16 protein-coding genes are annotated in these 16,966 nt (G+C 74.2%); 9 read left to right on the top strand and 7 right to left on the bottom strand.

Translation table 11 applies throughout. The features are described 5' to 3' along the window. Positions 1–60 precede the first annotated feature (60 nt). Together ACZ60X_RS16060 and ACZ60X_RS16055 are read right to left on the bottom strand one after the other, a co-directional pair. The gene (locus ACZ60X_RS16060; protein ID WP_469598546.1) at positions 61–1,032 is read right to left on the bottom strand and encodes an alpha/beta hydrolase; all 972 of its coding nucleotides are present in this window, start codon (positions 1,030–1,032) and stop codon (positions 61–63) included. A gap of 298 nt (positions 1,033–1,330) precedes the next feature. Beyond that, positions 1,331–1,900 carry a CGNR zinc finger domain-containing protein gene (locus ACZ60X_RS16055; protein ID WP_469598543.1) on the bottom strand — a complete coding sequence of 190 codons (570 nt, stop codon included), beginning with the start codon at positions 1,898–1,900 and terminating at the stop codon, positions 1,331–1,333. 74 nt (positions 1,901–1,974) lie between these two features. On the opposite strand from ACZ60X_RS16055, the gene ACZ60X_RS16050 reads away from it, so the two are divergent. Further along, positions 1,975–3,159: an MFS transporter gene (locus ACZ60X_RS16050; protein ID WP_469599216.1), complete on the top strand. Its 1,185-nt coding sequence runs from the start codon at positions 1,975–1,977 to the stop codon at positions 3,157–3,159. A 154-nt stretch (positions 3,160–3,313) separates the two neighbouring features. Beyond that, positions 3,314–4,279, top strand: coding sequence for an NAD(P)H-dependent flavin oxidoreductase (locus tag ACZ60X_RS16045; protein WP_469598541.1), 966 nt, complete (start codon positions 3,314–3,316; stop codon positions 4,277–4,279). A gap of 427 nt (positions 4,280–4,706) precedes the next feature. Here ACZ60X_RS16045 and ACZ60X_RS16040 read toward each other — a convergent pair whose 3' ends face one another. Next, a complete protein-coding gene (locus tag ACZ60X_RS16040) occupies positions 4,707–5,417 on the bottom strand; it encodes a BlaI/MecI/CopY family transcriptional regulator (protein WP_469598539.1) in 711 nt (236 codons plus the stop codon). Between the two features lie 299 nt (positions 5,418–5,716). On the opposite strand from ACZ60X_RS16040, the gene ACZ60X_RS16035 reads away from it, so the two are divergent. After that, positions 5,717–6,577: an alpha/beta fold hydrolase gene (locus tag ACZ60X_RS16035; RefSeq protein WP_469598537.1), complete on the top strand. Its 861-nt coding sequence runs from the start codon at positions 5,717–5,719 to the stop codon at positions 6,575–6,577. Continuing rightward, entirely contained in the window at positions 6,570–7,034 is a 465-nt protein-coding gene (locus ACZ60X_RS16030) for a GNAT family N-acetyltransferase (protein WP_469598535.1), read from the top strand. Before ACZ60X_RS16035 ends, ACZ60X_RS16030 begins: the two co-directional genes overlap by 8 nt. Positions 7,035–7,060: 26 nt before the next feature. Here the strand turns inward: ACZ60X_RS16030 and ACZ60X_RS16025 are convergent, their stop codons facing one another. Continuing rightward, positions 7,061–7,705: an FMN-binding negative transcriptional regulator gene (locus ACZ60X_RS16025; protein WP_469598533.1), complete on the bottom strand. Its 645-nt coding sequence runs from the start codon at positions 7,703–7,705 to the stop codon at positions 7,061–7,063. Positions 7,706–7,756: 51 nt separating this feature from the next. After that, complete coding sequence (locus ACZ60X_RS16020) at positions 7,757–8,740, bottom strand: MerR family transcriptional regulator (RefSeq protein WP_469598531.1); 984 nt, start codon at positions 8,738–8,740, stop codon at positions 7,757–7,759. Positions 8,741–9,075: 335 nt separating this feature from the next. Here ACZ60X_RS16020 and ACZ60X_RS16015 point away from each other — a divergent pair, with 335 nt between their 5' ends. From ACZ60X_RS16015 to ACZ60X_RS16000, 4 genes are all read left to right on the top strand, one after another. After that, complete coding sequence (locus ACZ60X_RS16015) at positions 9,076–9,969, top strand: thiopeptide-type bacteriocin biosynthesis protein (RefSeq protein ID WP_469598529.1); 894 nt, start codon at positions 9,076–9,078, stop codon at positions 9,967–9,969. Next, a complete protein-coding gene (locus ACZ60X_RS16010; RefSeq protein ID WP_469598527.1) occupies positions 9,962–12,757 on the top strand; it encodes a lantibiotic dehydratase in 2,796 nt (931 codons plus the stop codon). Before ACZ60X_RS16015 ends, ACZ60X_RS16010 begins: the two co-directional genes overlap by 8 nt. Positions 12,758–12,769: 12 nt before the next feature. Then, a complete protein-coding gene (locus tag ACZ60X_RS16005; protein WP_469598525.1) occupies positions 12,770–12,931 on the top strand; it encodes a hypothetical protein in 162 nt (53 codons plus the stop codon). 1,005 nt (positions 12,932–13,936) lie between these two features. Then, complete coding sequence (locus ACZ60X_RS16000; protein WP_469598522.1) at positions 13,937–14,449, top strand: lanthionine synthetase LanC family protein; 513 nt, start codon at positions 13,937–13,939, stop codon at positions 14,447–14,449. Between the two features lie 22 nt (positions 14,450–14,471). Here the strand turns inward: ACZ60X_RS16000 and ACZ60X_RS15995 are convergent, their stop codons facing one another. Together ACZ60X_RS15995 and ACZ60X_RS15990 are read right to left on the bottom strand one after the other, a co-directional pair. Then, positions 14,472–14,870 (bottom strand): ACT domain-containing protein, encoded by a 399-nt coding sequence (locus tag ACZ60X_RS15995; protein WP_469598520.1) that lies wholly within the window; start codon positions 14,868–14,870, stop codon positions 14,472–14,474. A 28-nt stretch (positions 14,871–14,898) separates the two neighbouring features. Then, complete coding sequence (locus tag ACZ60X_RS15990; protein ID WP_469598518.1) at positions 14,899–16,050, bottom strand: erythromycin esterase family protein; 1,152 nt, start codon at positions 16,048–16,050, stop codon at positions 14,899–14,901. Between the two features lie 91 nt (positions 16,051–16,141). Here ACZ60X_RS15990 and ACZ60X_RS15985 point away from each other — a divergent pair, with 91 nt between their 5' ends. Next, positions 16,142–16,894, top strand: a complete 753-nt coding sequence (locus ACZ60X_RS15985; RefSeq protein WP_469598515.1) for a TioE family transcriptional regulator — start codon at positions 16,142–16,144, stop codon at positions 16,892–16,894. The last annotated feature ends 72 nt before the right edge of the window (positions 16,895–16,966 follow it).

Genomic DNA, 16,966 nt, shown 5'->3' with positions numbered 1-16,966 from the left:
GCGGCCGGCGGCGGTCTCAGGGGGAGCGGACCGCCGCCGGCACCCCGTCGTCGGGTCGGCTCAGGCGGTGTGCAGGGCCGAGTGCAGCGTGCGGATCGCCAGGTCGATGGCCGCGCCCGCCGCCTGGGTGCCACGGAGCGCGTCGAGCATCACGAAGTCGTGGATGACGCCCAGGAAACGGACCGCCGTGACCGGTACCCCGGCCGCCCGGAGTCTGCCCGCGTAGGCCTCGCCCTCGTCGCGCAGCACATCCGCCTCGGCGGTGATGACCAGCGCCGGCGGCAGTCCCGACAACTGCTCGATGGTGGCGCGCAGCGGCGAGGCAGTGATCTGTGAGCGCTCGTCCTCATCGGTCGTGTACTGGTCCCAGAACCACTGCATGGCATCCCGGCGCAGGTGGTACCCCGTCGCGAACTCGCGGTAGGAGGACGTGTCGAAGCCGGCTTCGGTGACCGGGTAGAACAGCACCTGCTGGACCAGCTCGGGACCGCCCCGCTCCTTGGCGATCAAAGTCAGGGCGGCGGCCATGTTCCCGCCGACGGAGTCGCCGGCCACGGCCATCCGCGCCCCGTCCAGGTCCTTCGTGGCACCCTGCTCGACCACCCAGCGCGCGACGGTGTGGTTCTGCTCGACGGCGACCGGATAGCGGGCCTCGGGGGAGAGGTCGTACTCGGGGAAGACGACCGCGGCGTCCGCGCCGACGGCCAGTTCGCGCACCAGCCGGTCATGGGTGTGGGCGTTGCCGAACACCCAGCCGGCGCCGTGGATGTACAGGATCACCGGAAGCATGCCCTCGGCCCCGGCGGGCCGGACGATCCGCGCCTGGACACTGCCGGTCGGGCCGCTCGAGACGGTGATCCACTCCTCGTCGACGGCGGGCTTCTCGATGTCGCCGGCCTGCACCTCGTCGAGTGCCTTGCGGCCTTCCGCCGGTGGCAGCTCGAAGAGGAACGGCGGATCGGCGGCCGCCTTCGCGAACTCCGCCGCTGCGGGTTCCAGGACCGGCTGGACCGGCGCTACGGCATCGGCCATCGCATCTCCTCGTGTGCACGGGGGCCGGAACCTCCGGCTGTCGTCCGGGCTCAGGCCCGCGTCCTCCGGCGTCACCGGACGCCGTCACGACACCATCCGGCGCAGGGCGATCCGCCCGTGAGCGTGCCGCTGCCATTCCACAGTGCACGGCATCGTCCGGCTCCGCACGCGGTGTGCTCCGGGACAGGCCCGGCACGAGGACCCGCCCGGGGCCCTCCGTGCCCGTGTGCGCGCCCGCCTGTCCGCCCCCGGCCTCCGCCCCCGGTCTGCGGTATCCGCTCGGCCGCCCGGGCCCGGCTCACCGCGCGGAGCGGGCGCGGCGGTGGGCCGCGACCCTTTCCCGGGTGGCACAGCGACGGGAGCAGTAACGCCGCTCGGGGCCGGGACCCTGGGTGATGAAGACGTTGCCGCACGCGGCCGAGGCACAGACCCTGCCGGGGGGTTGCTGGCGGTCCCACACGAGCACGGTCAGGGCCAGACAGGACGACGCGAGGAACCACTCGTCCCAGGGGGAGTCGTCGTCGCCGTCGACGTGCGGATGCCAGGGTGTGCGGCCGCCGTGGGAGGTCAGGCGCAGCGGCCCGGTGCGTGTGAGCAGCAGGCGGTTCAGGGCGCCGGCCGCCTCGTCCGCGTGCTCGGCGGCGAACACCTCCCGCAGCAGGACGGCGCCGGCACGCATCCGCGTGACATCCGCGGACGTGAGGCCGACCGGATCCGGCTCGCCGTGCGCGCGCAGCACCTCCGCCACGGCGACGGGGTCGGGGTCCTCCCCGGCGAGCGCGTTGACCAGCGCGGCGGTGCGGCGCGCCATGCTCAGCACGGAGTGCCGGGTGGACCAGTCGGCGTAGGTGCCGTCGCTGAGGGACATGGGCGCAATGTAACGCATATTGATGAGTTTTGGGTTACGTGCGTAACGTCAGCGACGTGAAGACGCGTGACGCGATGGTCCCCTACCTCGCCGGGGCGATGGCGGCCCGGACCGGCGACGAGATGTCGGGCCCGGCGCTGATGCTGGCGGGATTCGCGGTCGCCGGCTCGGCCGGTCAGGCGTCCGCCCTGCTCGCGGCCATCACGATGGCGGCCGCGACGGGCGGCCCGGTGCTCGGGGTCGTACTCGACCGGCAGGCGCGGCCGGGGCGGCTCCTGGCCGGTGCGCTCGTCCTGTACGCCCTCGGCCTGACGGCGATCCTCCTCTGCCTCGGCCGGCTCCCATTCCCTGTCACCGCGCTGATCGCCGTGCTGACAGGTCTGCTGGGCCCGGCCCTGTCGGGCGGCTGGACGGGGCAACTGCCCCGAGTCGCGGACCACGGCCGGCTGCCCCGGGCGAACGCGCTCGACGCCATGACGTTCGGCGCGGCCGGCCTGGCCGGCCCGGTCCTCGCCGGTGGCGTCGCCCAGGCGTGGGGAGCGGCGACGGCGGTCATGGTGGCGGCGGCCCTCGTCGGGGCGGCGGCGCCCGCCGCGTGGACCTTGCCGGTACCTGCCGTCCGCGAGCGTGAGGCACGGCGGCGGCCGCTGGGCGACGACCTCGCCGCCGGGCTGCGGGTCGTCGTCGGCGCATCCCGGCTTCTCCGGGCGACCCTGGTGTCGGTCGTGTGCAGCGCCGCTCAGGGCATGCTGACCGGCTGCGTCCCGATGCTGGGCGAACGCGTCCTCGGCGGCGCCGGGCGGGGCGCGCTGGCGCTCTCCTGCACGGCCGTCTCCGCGCTCGCCGCCAACGCCGTGCTCGCGCGGTTTCCGCACGCCCTGGCGCCGGACACGGTCATCTGGGTCGCCGCGCTCGTCCAGTCCGGCGCGTTCGCGTCGGCCGCGCTGGGCGGCCCGGTCCCCGTCCTGGCGGCCCTGTTCATGACCGGAGTCGCCGAAGGACCGCAGCTGACCGCCCTGTTCGCGGTACGGCACCGCGAGGCCCCGGACCGACTGCGCGGCCAGATCTTCACCACCGGCGCCAGCTTGAAGATCACCGGGTTCGCGGCCGGGGCGGCCCTCGCCGGACCGATCGCGAACCGGTCCCTGCCCGCGGCACTGGCGGCGGCAGCGGGGCTGGCGGCCCTCGCCGTACCGACGTACTTCGCCGTCACGGTGGTCAGCGCCGCCGACCCTCCGCGCCGGGCCGTACGGCGGTGAGACGCCCGCCGGACCGTTCACCGGCGGTGTACCGCACGGTGGCGGCCGTGCGGCTCGGCTGTGGCACCCGTCCCACGTCCGGGCATGAACCCCCTGCGACGCAACGTCTTTCCACCTGATGTGGCACACCGCGGAACAGGGCCATGATGACTCCATGGCATTGTCCACCGCGTTCACGAAGCTGTTCGGTGTGGAACATCCGATCGCGCTCGCGCCGATGGGCGGTTCGGCCGGCGGGGCCCTGGCGGGGGCGGTCTCGCGTGGCGGCGGGCTCGGACTGCTGGGCGCCGGGACGGACAGTCCCGACTGGCTGGCCCGCGAGGCGGCCGTCGTGGCCGCGAAGAGCGCCGGACGGCCCTGGGGCGTGGGCTATTTGGCGTGGGCGGTGGACGCAGGCGTGGTCGAACGGACGCTGGAGTACGGCCCCGCGGCGGTGATGCTGTCCTTCGGCGACCCCGAGCCGCTCGCCGGGCCCGTCCGGGACGCGGGCGTGCCGCTGATCGTCCAGGTCACCGACCTGGACGAGGCCCGCAGGGCGGTGGACGTGGGTGCGGACGTCATCGTGGCCCAGGGGACCGAGAGCGGCGGGCACGGTGCGCGCCACGGCCGCTCGACGCTGCCGTTCGTGCCCGTCGTGGTGGACCTGGCCGCACCGGTGCCCGTGCTCGCCGCCGGTGGGATCGCCGACGGGCGGGGTCTGGCGGCGGCCCTCGCGCTGGGGGCCGCGGGGGTACTGCTGGGCACCCGCTTCCAGAGCACGGCCGAGGCCCTGGTCGATCCGGGGACGGTCCGGGCCATCATCGAAGGGCGCGGTGAGGACACCGAGCGCAGCCGGGTGCTGGACGTCGCCCGGGGCTCGGCCTGGCCCGAGAAGTACACCGCCCGCACACTCGGCCATCCCTTCCTCGACCGGTGGCGTGGCCGGGAGGCCGATCTCGCCGGCGACCCCGAGGCCGTGCGGGCGTACCAGGCCGCTGTCGCGGCCGGTGAGATCCCCGCGCTGCCCCGCTGGGCCGGCGAGGCGGTCGACCTCATCGACGACCTGCCGTCCGCCGCCGAACTGGTCGGCGCCATCGCCGTACAGGCCGAGGAGGCGCTGGCCCGGGCCGGCCGGGGATGACCACGCGCGCGTCCGCGTTCCGGCCGCACGTCACGTGTGTCGTTCCGGCCCAGCGGCACCGGCGGGCTCGACGCCTCCCGCATGCCGCTTGACCTGGCTTCCCGTGCGCCGGCTGCCCCGGCCTCCCGCACACCTGCTGCCGCGGCCTCGCTCGCGTCGGTCGTCGCGGCGTCTTGCACACTCCTGCCGCGGACACCCACACCACCGGCCGTCACACCCACCGCACACGGGCCATCACGCCCGGCCGGTGCTGTCGGCCACGTGCGAACCACGGGTGTGGTGCACGGACGACACGATGGACCGCCGCCCCGTCCACGGCGGCAGCCGACGGTGCCGTCGACGACCGGTCCCGAGCGATCGGTGACACTTCTTCGACGCCCGGGCGGCACGGTCAGGACGGCAGGGATGTGACCGATGCGGTCATGGGCTACTCGGCACTCTCCGGCTTGGTGTCCGCCTCGCTCGCCGTCGCGGGCTCGGCGGGGGCGGCGACGGTGTAGAAGACGGACGTGCCCTGCTTGCTGCGCTGGGCGGCGTTGCGGGCGACCAGGTTCTCCAGCGTCGTGCGGATGACCTTGGTCTGGATCTCCCGGTCGGGGTGCGCCTTGCCGAGCGCCTCGGCGACCTCCGCCGCGGAGCGGGGCTCCTTCTGGTCCGTCAGGTGGCGGCGGACCAGTTCGACGAGCGTGGGCTGAGCGGCCTGCGGAGCCGCCTTCTTCGCCGTCGGCGCCTTCTCGGCGGACGCCTTCGACGTGGACGCCTTGGCGGTGGACGCCTTCGGCGCGGCCTTCTTCGCCACGGGCTTCTTGGCGACACGCTTCTTGGGCTCGGGCTCCGGCGTGCTCGTCTTCTTCGGGGCCTTGCCCGCGCTGGAGGCGGCCGTGCTCTTCTTGCGCGGCGCGGGCACCACGGCGCCCCCGGGCGCGGCAGGTGCGTCGGCCGGGGCGCTGATTCCGAGCGCCTGCCGCATGTTCACCAGCACACCGTGGTCGTGCTGGAGGGAGGCCAACTGCTGCTGGAGCGCCGCGATTTCCGCGGTGATGCGGTCCTGCTCCTTGACGTTGTTCTCCAGGTCGTTGGCCACCTGGCTGACGTACTGCGAGGTCAACTCGGTGACGGGTGTGGTGTTCTCAGACATCTGTTCCTCCGTGTCCGACGGTGATGTGCCGCTCCTCGAGGCCGACACCGGAAGGCGGGGAGCGGGAGTTGCGCTTCAAGCACGCACAACACATGGATGATACGGGTGGGTCGGCCTGTTTTCTGCTGAGTGAAACCTGTGCGTTGCGCCGAGTGAAGCTCATACACTACGCGCCAACAAGATGTGCCGCAGCCGCCGTTCATGTGTTCAGCCAATTCTCAGCGGCGCGGAGGAGGCGCGGGACCCGGCGCGGCACAATCCGATGGCCGGGGTGCGGCGCGGTCCGCACACTGTCTGCCATGGGATCCTTCACCTCCTACGACGGCACCGAGCTGGCCTACCGTGTCTCCGGCGACGGCGAGCCCGTGGTGTGCCTGCCCGGCGGCCCGCAACAGTCGACCTACCTCGGTGACCTGGGCGGACTGTCCGCACACCGCACACTGATACGACTGGACCCGAGGGGCACCGGCCGGTCCGCGACGCCCCGGGACATCGCCTCCTGCCGGTGCGACCGCCTCGTCGCCGACGTGGAGGCCCTGCGCACACACCTCGGTCTGGAGCGGATGGACGTGCTCGCGCACAGCGCGGGCGCGAACATCGCCGTGCAGTACCTGGACCGTCACCACCGACGCATCGGCAGACTCGCCCTCATCACCCCGAGTGTCCGGGCCGTCGGTCTGCCGATCAGCGACGGGCTGCGGCGCGAGACCGTACTGCCCCGCCGGGACGAACCGTGGTTCCCTGCCGCTTTCGCGGCGCTTGAGGCCATCGGCGCGGGCGCCGCCACCGCCGAGAACTTCCAGGCCATCGCGCCCTTTTCGTACGGCCGCTGGGACGAGGCGGCCCGGGCGCACAAGGCGGCGGAGAACGAACAGACGAACCGCGCGGTGGTCGCCGCCTTCGGCGCCGAGGGTGCCTTCGACCCCGACGCCACCCGCGCGGCGCTCGCCCGTTTCGAAGGGCCCGTGCTGCTGCTCGCCGGGGAGGTCGACCCCGGCGCCCCGCCGCCCGTGACAGCCGAGTTCGCCGCCCTGTTCCCGCACGCCGAACTCGTCGTACAACCCGGAGCCGGGCACTTCCCGTGGCTGGACGACCCGGACCGGTTCCGGTCGGCCGTCCTCGCGTTCCTTCACGGCCGACCGCACCGCCGTCATGGCTGACTGGCGGACCCGGCGGGCGACGCCCGCGGACGTCGAGGCGGTGGCCGAGTTGCGGGCCCTGGTGCTCAGGGCGGACCTGGAACGCCTGGGGCGCTACGACGAGCAGCGGGTGCGGCAGCGGCTGCGCGACGGGTTCGCCCCGGCGCACACCTGGGTGGTGGAGGTGGCGGGCGCGCCGGTCGGCAGTGTGGCGCTGCGCCCGGCGCCGGACGCTCACTGGCTGGAGCACTTCTACCTGGACCCGGCTCTGCAGGGCCGGGGCATCGGCTCGGCCGTGCTGAGGACGCTGCTGGAGCGCTGCGACGGCGCGCGTGTTCCGGTCCGGCTGAACGTGCTGCGCGGCAGCCGGGCCCGGCGGCTGTACGAGCGGCACGGCTTCCGGGCCGAGTCCGAGGACCCGGTGGATGTCTTCATGGTCCGCGCGCCGATGCCCGGTCCGGCGGCCGACGACCACTGAGGTCCCCGGCGGGCGGGGCGTGGCGGTCAGGAGGCGGGGGTGTGCCGGCCATGGGCGCGCACGGCGGCGGCGACCGCCACGTCATCGCCCCGCCGGCGCGCCTCCAGGCCGGCCATGACCCCTTCGACATTGCGCTCGGGCTGGTTCTGGCTGAGCTTGGCCTTGGCCTCGATCCGGCTGATGACGACCTCGACGCCGACGACCGCGCGCACCTGCCCCTCGAAGAACTTCGCCGGTGCCTCGTCGACGGACCAGGGCTCGGCCGAGCCGGCCTCGTGCCGGTCGGTGAGACGGCGCAGTTGGGCCTCGATCCAGGCGGGATCGTCGTGCACGACCAGCTGCCCGTACACGTGCGCGATGACATAGTTCCAGGTGGGGACCACTCGGTGATGCTCGGCCTTCGTCGCGTACCAGGTGGGCGAGACATAGGCCTGCGGCCCGTGGACGATCACCATGGCCTCGCCCCGCACCGGCTCCCGCCAGTGGCCGTTCGCGCGCGCCATGTGGCCGATCAGAGAGCCGTGTCGACCCGCGTCCGGGTCGTACTCGAAGGGCAGCAGGGTGGCCTCCAGGCCCCGCGGCGTCATGGTGACCAGGTCGGCCGCTCCGAGGCCGGCCAGCAGGTCACGGACGGTGGCGTCGTCGGGTGCGAAGGGCTTGGGGACGTACACGGGCGGGGCCTTTCGGTCGGTCGGTTGGCCGGAGTCGGGGGCAGGGGACACTCATGGGAGGGAGCCGGTGGCCGCTCGCTGCATCGGGTGTGCGCGCAGCCAGGTCAGGACCTCCTCGGCGTGTTCGTCCGGTGGGAAGACCGGATGGAAGACATGCTCGATCACGCCGTCCCGGACCACGAGTGTCAGCCGTGTGAACAGCCGCCTCCCCTCGGCCTCGAACGTGGGCAGGCCCAGCGCGTCGGCCAGGGCGAAGGCGGGGTCGGAGAGCATGTCGAAGGGCAGCCCGAGGCGCTCCACGACCTCGCTCTGGTACGGGCTGTCCTGGCTGGACAGCCCGTACACCCGGCCGGCACCGGCTTCCAGCAGGTCCTGGAAGTGGTCACGGAAGCCGCATGCCTCGGGTGTGCAACCACGGGCTCCGGGAATGGAGTTCCAGCCCTCGGGCAGATCGGTGCCGGGGCGGCCGGTGAGGGGATAGACATAGACGACCGTGCGGCGTGGCCCGAGTCCGTCCAGGCGGACCGCCCGGCCGGCCGTGTCGCGCAGGGTGAGCCGGGGCACGGCCGTGCCGGGCAGGTGATCCGTCGCGCCGTCGTCCTCGGGGACGGGCAGGCCCGGCGGCAGGGTCGTACAGGTGTCTGCCGCGGTCCCGTTCCCCTCGGGCGGTACGACGGTGCTGCCGCGGTGGGCGGCGGCGTTCAGGCTGGTGATCAGCGTCGTACGGCGGGCGGTCAGGGCCTCGATGCGGTCGGTCAGCTCGTCGATGGCCTCGCGATAGGTCGCCAGCGAGGCGGGGCAGTCGTCCGCGTACGCGCGCCCTGCCGCCAGGCACTCCAGGAAGGGCCGCGTGCGCGCGACGGGAATTCCCAGGCGGTGCAGTGCCCTGATCTCCCGCACGAGGCGTACGTCGTCCTCCTGGTAGTCCCGGTAGCCGTTGGCGAGACGCTCGGGCGTGATCAACCCCAGCGACTCGTAGTACCGCACCGCTTTGGTCGTCACGCCGGACCGGCGCGCCAGCTCACTGATCTTCATGCCGCTCACCTCGCTCCACGCTAAACCTTGCCCTCCGGGGCAAGGTCAAGGCCGGGATCCATGCCCGGCGGCGTGACCGACCCGACGCCCCCGAATTGACGCGCGGCGTGCGCCTTCGGCGCGGCACGCACCCTGTACGCACCAGGCGTAACCCCGTTGATCATATGAAGAATTGCCGTCCGTTTTTCAGGTGGACGTCACTGCGGAATTCCGATGACAGGAGCGGATATTCGCTCCGGCCCAGTCAACGGACGCCCGGGAGAAGGAGCACAGTGGAGGTCGAAGACCTGTTGGCCGATTGTCTCCGGGACGCACGCGCCATTTCGCTCGGCACCGTGCCCATCGTCTCCGAGGGGCCCGCGTACGCAGCGGCCCGTCGTACGTTTGTGACGGCCGGCCTGTCCGCCCTCCGTGCGACCGCGCCCGAGACGGGCTGGGTCCAGGTCAATCTCGCCCCCCGCGCCTCGGCCTGGCACCAGACATACCGCCTCCTCGCGGCCGCGGCCCGCGACCTCATCGACTCCGGCACGGTGGGTTCCTTCTTCTTCATGCACAAGCCGCCCGGCCTGCGCGTCCGGTTCGAGGCCCGCGAGCCGGAGCACGGCCTGCTGCGGTCGGAGCTGCTGCGCCGCGTGAGCGCCCTGGACGGGCAGGCCGCCGCCCCGGTCTGCGGGGTGTACGAGCCGGAGACCTATCTCTTCGGCGGTCCGCGGTCCATGCGGCTCGTGCACGAGCTGTTCACCGCGGACTCGCTCGCCTGGCTCGACCACCACACCCACGGCGGTCCGGGGACCCTCGCCGACTGGCGGTTGTCGCTGGCGCTGCTGGACGAACTCCTCGACGGGCTCGGCGTCGTCGGCTGGGAGCACCGGGGAGTGTGGGAGGTGGTGCGCGACGAGACCGGGCGCAGGCTGGGCGCGGGCCTCGACGCGGACACCCGACGGGCCGCCGCCGGCATCCTCGACGCCTGGCGCGCCGGTCCCGGTGCGCTGCTCGCTCCGCTGCCCGACGGGCCTCGATCGGTCTTCGAGGCGCACGCGCAAGCGGTGCGCCGGGGCGCCGAGCGGTGGCGCACCGGGTACTTCGAGTCCGGGGACGCGATCGTCGGCCCCCGCCGCGCCGCGGCCTACTACGTCATCTTCCACTGGAACCGCGGACGGCTCTCCCTCGGCCGGCAGAGCCTGCTGACCCACGCCCTCGCCGGCGACGGGAGGTGCCGAGATGAGTGACACCCCGATGCTGGGCGGCACGGCGCTGCTGCGAGTCGCCGGGATGCCCCTGGAGGCCTGGACGGCGGCGGGCAACCCCGAGCTGTTCGCCCGTCTCACCGAACACGCCCGCGACGGCGAACGGCGCGCCGGAGACGCCCGCGCGCTGGCCGAAGGGCTCGGCGTCACCGTCGTACCCCACCCCTCGCTGACCACCGCCGACCGGCGCGCGGTCCTGGCCCTGCGCCGCCGGCTGCACGCCGGCACGGCTCCGCGCCCGGCGGACTGCCGGCTGCTGGAGGACCTGCCCGCCGCCGGTGACCTCGCGGCCGAGGCCGTCCGGCTATGCCGTGACGCCGAGTCGGCGCAGCAGGCCCTGCGCGAGCTGGAGCGGGCCGTCGCGGCGGAGCGCGTCCGGGTGGGCGAGCTGGGCTGGTCACTGGTGGGTGCAAGCCCGGTCATGCGGGCGTTCCTGCAGGAGGCGGCCCCCGGGGTGGCCGAGGACATCGTGCGGCGGCTGGCCGAGGGCGAGTCCTGGAACGGGCAGCTGCGCAAGCGCGCGGCGTACCTGTGGCGGGCCCTGGGCCGGGCCGCCGCGAAGACCACCCCGCGCGGCTGGGCCGGTCAGGTCGTCCAGATGCCGGTCGCCACGGCAGCCACCGGCGACAGCGAGGATCGCGCCAGCACCCCGCTCATCGCACCCGGTACGGCGCTCGGCGCGCTGGCCGCCGAGGCGGTGGAGAACGTCCACATGCTGCGCGGCAGACTCGGCGCCCTGGACCTCAGGGCAGCGGACCGCACGACCTTCCTCGCCCCCGCGCCGCTGCACTTCCTCGCCCGGTCCGGCGACGGCACGGACACCGGCACAGGGGTGCTGCGCTGCTGGGTGATCGACCCGCACCGACGCGACAGGATGCGGCAGGTCGTCCTGCGCCGCACCCGGCCGCTGGACGCGGTGCTCGCCCAACTCGCCGACAGACCAAGGAGGTTGGGTGATATCGAGACGGCACTGCTCGGCACCGCCGCGATCCGGGCGGCCGATCCGGGACCGGCCGTGCTGCGCGGCTTCCTGGCCCACCTGGCCGAACTCGGCGTACTCCAGGTCTGCGCGGCCCCGCGCCGGCGCAGCACGGCATGGGTGCCCGCCCAGACGGTTCGTGAACGAAACGCCCTGCCCCGTCCCGCCCCGGCACCGATCACCCCGCGCCACGCCTCCCCGCGCCACGCCTCCCCGCCCACCGCCGGCGCCGTACCGCTGAGCGGGTGCGGCCCCGCCGAGCCCGGGACCGCACCCCCGCAGAGGCCCGAGCACGGTTCGATCCGGCCCCGGCCGGACAGCGCCCCCGCCCAGGCCGCGCCGGCCGGTGCGGCCGACGCGTGGTTCATCGACTCGTACCGCACGGTCTCGGCCGCCGTGCCCGGCGCGGCCGTCGAGCGGGTGCAGCGCGGGCTGCGGATCGCCGGCCGGCTGGCCCTGCTGCGCGACGCGGACCGGTCGACCGCACCCCAGGCCCGCCCGCTGCTCCCGGAGACCGCGGCGCTCGACGAACGGCCGCGCCCTCTCGGCGAGATCCTCGCCCGCAACCTTCCGGAGGGCACGGCCCCGGCCCCGCGCACCTCACGTCGGTACGCCGGCTGGCATCCGGCCGAGACCGCGGGCTCCGGCTACGCCCGGCTGCTGGCCCATCTGACGGCCCACGCCGGCGAGGAACAGCTCGACCTGGACGAGACCCTGCTGGACACCCTCGGCGCACCACCGGCCCGGACGGCGCTGCCGGCCTGGCCACTGGACTGCCTGTTACGCCCCCTGCCCGGCCCCGGACCGGTCGCCGTGCTGGAGACAGCCTCACCCGCGGGCATCCTGGACGCCCGGTTCGCCGACGCGCTGCACACCCTGTACGGCAGCTACGCCGGGCCGGACGGCTACCGGGCCTTCCTCGCCGCCGTGGAGCGGCTGACCGGCGCCCGGTTCGTCGAACTGCTGGTGCCCCCGCTCGCCGAGCGCGCCGCCAACGCCGTACGACGCCCCGTCGTCACCGAGTGGTGGACGGCAGACCCGGACCCCGGGCCGTACCACGGACCGGCCGGCTCCTCCGCCCGCTATCTGCCGCTGGACCGCATCACACTGCGCCGCATCGGCCCGCAGGTGATCGCCGAGGCCGACGGGCGGCGCATCCTGCCCGTCCACCACGCCACCCGCTCGCCCCTGCCCCCGTACGACGTCCTCGTCCGGCTGCTGCTGGCCGCCGGCCACCCCGCCGCCTCGCGGGTGATCCGGCTGGACGGGCTGTCCGAGGCCTTTCCCGGCACCACCCGGCTGCCCCGCGTGACCGCCGGCGGAGAACTGGTCGTCAGCCCCGCCCTGTGGCGCGTGCCGCGAGCCCGCCTGTGGCGGCCCGGCGACACCGACCTGGCCAGGGCGCGCGCGCTCGCCGCCCTGCGGCACTCCACCGGACTGCCCCGCTTCGCCTTCGTACGAGCCGTGCCCCAGGCCAAGCCGGTGCCCGTGGACTTCGAGGCGCTGACCGCCCTGTATCTGCTGGAGCGGATCTGCGCCCACCATCCCGGCCCGGAACTCCTTGTGGAGGAGATGCTTCCGGCCCCCGGGCAGCTCCCGCTGCGCGACCCGCTGCACGAGGGTGCCGCCGTGGCCTCCCAACTGCTGCTGAGACTTCCGTGTGACCGGAGCGCCGAGGACCTCGCCGCGCTGGCCGCAGCCGCACTGTGCGGCACCCCAGACGTCCCCGCAGCGCCCGTCCCGCGTGGGCGGGTCGCCTCCGGGGCGGCTCAACACCCAACCCGTCCTTGAAGGAGGACAGCAATGCCCGGAATCACGCACCTCTCGGATCTCGACGCTCTCATCGGCGACCTGGACGCCCGGATCACCGAGACCAGTCTGCCGGCGGCAGCGGCGGACAGCGAGGGCTGCAGCGGTCTCTGCACGATCATCATCTGTGACACGGTGGTCATCTGCGGCGGCTGACGGTCCGTCAGTACCCATTCCGTGACGGCCCCAGGGCGCGGCCAGGGTGCCCCGAGGCCTGATCCCGATGGTCTCATGCAGTGAGCGATCGCGGCATGGGAGCGCCGTACCGGCGCCCCGCCCGGCCCCTTCCGATCCCGTCCGGGCGGGCGCCGGCCGGGTCCTCGGGCCGCTGCTCCGGCTGCGGGGGAAGCCCCGTCTCCGGGCCCGCAGCAGCCGTGTTCCGCGCCCCGCTGGTCGCGCGGCCCGGGGCGCCGTCAGCTCCGCACCTGACGAGGAGATGCCCATGCCCCGAGGCACCCACGACGCCGAGCACACCGAGCACACGGAGAACACCGGCACGGCCGTCATGGCACTCGCCGGCCGGCTCTTGGAGACATGGTCCGCCGGCACGGGTGACGGGGGAACGTTCGCGGAGCATCCCTGCGACCCCGGAATCCCCGTCCTGGCCGCCCTGTCGCACGAGACGGGGGAGCCGGAAACCACGGCGAGGGCGGGCGGCGCGGTGGCCGTGTGGGCCCGCACCGCGGGGCGGGGGCCGGGCCATTGCGGGCTCTACGACGGCGGGCTGGCCGGAACCCTGGTGGGCCTGCGCCTGGGCGCTCGGCTGCACCCGCAACTGCACCCGGTCGCCGACCGGTTGCGCGACCAACTGGTCCGCCTGGCGCCGACGCGCGGCTGGCGCCGCGAACATGTCTCCTTCCCCGACTACGACGTGATCCTCGGACCGTCCGGCCTGCTGCTCGCGCTGTGCGTCGCGGCCAAGCCCTCACCGGCCGAACTGGAGCCGTTCGCCGGCCATCTCGCGGCGCTGTGCGACGCGGACGACCTGCCGCGCCTGCGCACGGCCGGCTACGGCGGACATCCCCACCTCGACTGGCTGGACGGACGCGTCAACACCGGTATGGGGCACGGCACGGCCGGGGTCGTCGCCGCGCTCACCGCCGCCGTCCGCCACCTGGGCCCCCGCCCGGACCTCACCCGTGCCCTGCGCCGTGCGACCGGGTGGCTGACCCGGCAGTCCTTCGTCGACGCCGCGCCATCCGCAGCTGGGACGGTGCCGGGCTCGACGGCCCGTCGCCCACCGGACCCCGCGCCCGCCAGGCCTGGTGCTACGGCACACCAGGAGTGTCCTGGGCCCTGTGGGACGCGGCCGACGCGCTGGGCGACCGGGACGCGGCCGCCTGGGCCGCCGGGGCCTTCGCCACGCTCGCCCAGCGCTACGACGAGACCTTCCACCTCTTCGGCGACCGGCCGGGCGACGTCCTGGGGCTGTGCCACGGCGCGGCGGGCGTGCTGGCCGCGGCCGACGCCTTCGACGTCCACGCACACCTGCCCGCGGCGGCCGAACTGAAGGCGCGACTGCTCGCCCACCTGCTGGACCGCCTGCCCGAACTGGACCGTCTCGGCGCGCAGAACAGGGGACTGCTCAGCGGGGCGGCGGGGGTGCTGTGCGCCCTCCTCACCACGGCACACGGCGCCTCACGGGCCTGGCTGCCGTGTCTCGGCCTGCGCTGAGGCCGCGGCGAGGCCCCGCCGTTCAGGCGGACTCGTCCGCCAGCCGCCGGAGCACCTCGACCGCCCGCTCGGCCTGCTCGTAGGGCACGAAGAGGTGGTCGTGGTGGAAACCGGCGACGACGTTGCAGCTGAGGTCCGCCTCGGCGAGGGCGCGGGAGACGGCCGCGGTCAGGCCGACCGCCGCGAGCGCGGAGTGCACGCGCAGGGTGATCCACCCGGCCGCATAGTCGTACGCCATACCCGCCGCGTCCGCGTCGGCCTGCGGCACCACCAGGGTGAGGCCCTCCTGTTCGGCGACCGTCACCACCGGGCTGACTCCGGAGGGCACACCGCCCTGCGCCATGGTGAAGACATAGCGCCCCGGATTCAGCTCCGGACGCATGCCGCTGAGCAGTCTGCGCAGATCGGTCTCGCCGGTCATGCGCCCACAGTACGGGGCCGAGCGGGCCTCATGACCGAGCCGCGGCCTCGCCGTCGCCGATGTGGAGGATCGCGTCGGCGGTGTCCAGCGTGGCCCGGTCGAGCGGGAAGTAGCCCAGCGGCGCGGTGGCGTGGTTGCGGGTGCGGGCGGGGCCGAGCGTGCCGGGTGCGGCCAGGCCCCAGACGGGGAGGCGGCCCTGCAGCAGACCCTCGTAGGTGTCCGGCCCGGGATCGCCGAGAGCGAGGGGGCCGCTGCGGCCGAGGCTTCCCGCGACGAAGCGGTACCGCTCGCCGAGCAGCCGCGCCACGACGGAGCCGGCCCCCCACCAGTCGGCGCCCGTGTCGCCCTGGCGCCAGCGGCAGCGGTCGCGCCGCAGATGGAGGTTGTGCGCGAAGACCAGGGTGGCCCCGCGCCCGGCCTCGATCTCCCGGATGTCCAGCAGGTTCCGGGCCATGAGGGCGTCCCGGGTGGCTGCCAGGGCGGCGACCCGGGGGCCGCGGTCGGCGGGCTGGGTGGCCGACTGGTGGTGGTAGCTGAGCAGGCCGAGGCCCGCGGTGAGATGGATCCGCGCCGTGTGCCACCGCTCGCGCGAGGTGGCCTCCATCAGTTCGGGTGCGCGGGTGTAGAGCGTGGCCAGCATGTCGTCGCCGATCAGGCGCAGTGTCCCGGCCTGCGCCGTCGCCCCGGGTGACATGGCCGGGTCCAGGACCGCCTCCACGCGGCTCCACCGTTCGTCGTCCCCGGCGAGGCCGGTGAGGTCGAGGTCGAGACCCAGATAGGCGCGGGTGTGTTCGAGGTAGGGGCGCGGGCTGGGCGCGCTGTAGCTCTCCGTCGGGATGTCGAAGCCGTGGAAGGCCAGCCGGTCCCGCGGCGGCCGGTGCCGGTTGTGGTCCCGCATCCAGGTGATCAGTCGCCGGTTCGGGGCCGACGCGCCGAAGCCGTGCGAGAAGCCGTCGCGCAGCAGGGCGTCCAGGCCGCCGGTTCCTCCCTGGACGTAGTCGTTCACGGCGAGCGCGGCCACGCGGTCGGTCTCCAGGGCGATGGACCTGAAGCCGTGCTCGACGAGCCGTGCGAACAGCTCGTTGCGCACCCGTCCGAAGGCGGGTTCCCGGTGTGTGGGCTCCCCCAGCGCAAGGAGGTCGCACGAGGGGGTCACGAAGTCTCGGATGTCCTGGGTCATGGGCTTCAAGCGTATCCTTGAAAGGCCGGTTGAGACTTCAGCCGATTCCATGCCCGCTGTTCCCCGGAGTCCTCCGGCAGAGTCTCAACCGGTGAGCACCTTGCGACCTACCGACCTCGCCCGCGAGCACGGCATCTCGACCCAGGCGGTCCGCAACTACGAGCGCGACGGGTTCCTCCCTCCCGCGGAGCGCACGCCGAGCGGCTACCGCGTCTACACCGAGGTGCACGCCGTCGCACTGCGTGCCTTCCTCGCGCTCGTCCCGGCGTACGGGCACGCGGCGGGCGGCCGGATCATGAACGCGCTGCACCAGGGGGCGCTCGACGACGCCCTGGCGATCATCGACCGGGGGCACAGCCAGGTGCTCCGCGACCGGGACACCCTCGACGCGGTGCGCCGGGCGGTGGACCACCTGAGCGCCGCCTCCGGCACGGCACCGGCGTCTTCGCCGGCACAGGGCGGCCGGACCGTCGGGGAACTCGCGCACCGGCTCGGTGTCACACCGGCGACCGTGCGCAGCTGGGAGGAGGCCGGCATCCTCGGTCCCGGAAGGGACCCGGCCACCGGCTACCGCGTCTTCGACGCCGCCGACATCCGCGACGCCGAGCTGACGCACCTGCTCCGCCGCGGGGGCTATCCGCTCGACCACATCGCGGCGGTGGTCCGGCGGATCCGGACCGCGGGCGGCACGGACGCGCTGGCCGCCTCCCTGGACGACTGGCAGCGCAAACTCACCGCCCAGGGCCTCGCGATGGTCCGCGCGGCCGCGCAACTCGATGCCTACCTCCGGCTGTTGAACGCCACCGCGCCGCCGCACAGCGGGCCCCGGCCGCACCCCGAGTGAGCCGGAAGCGTCGTGTGTCCCGCCGTGTGAGCCGCACCGAATCCCGGCCCGTCGGTCTTCCGTGGCGGTAGC

It is taken from the genome of Streptomyces sp. NPDC104106, from assembly GCF_055584345.1.
Note: the sequence above shows the minus strand (reverse complement) of the source record. Positions and strands in the feature narration are given on the sequence as shown.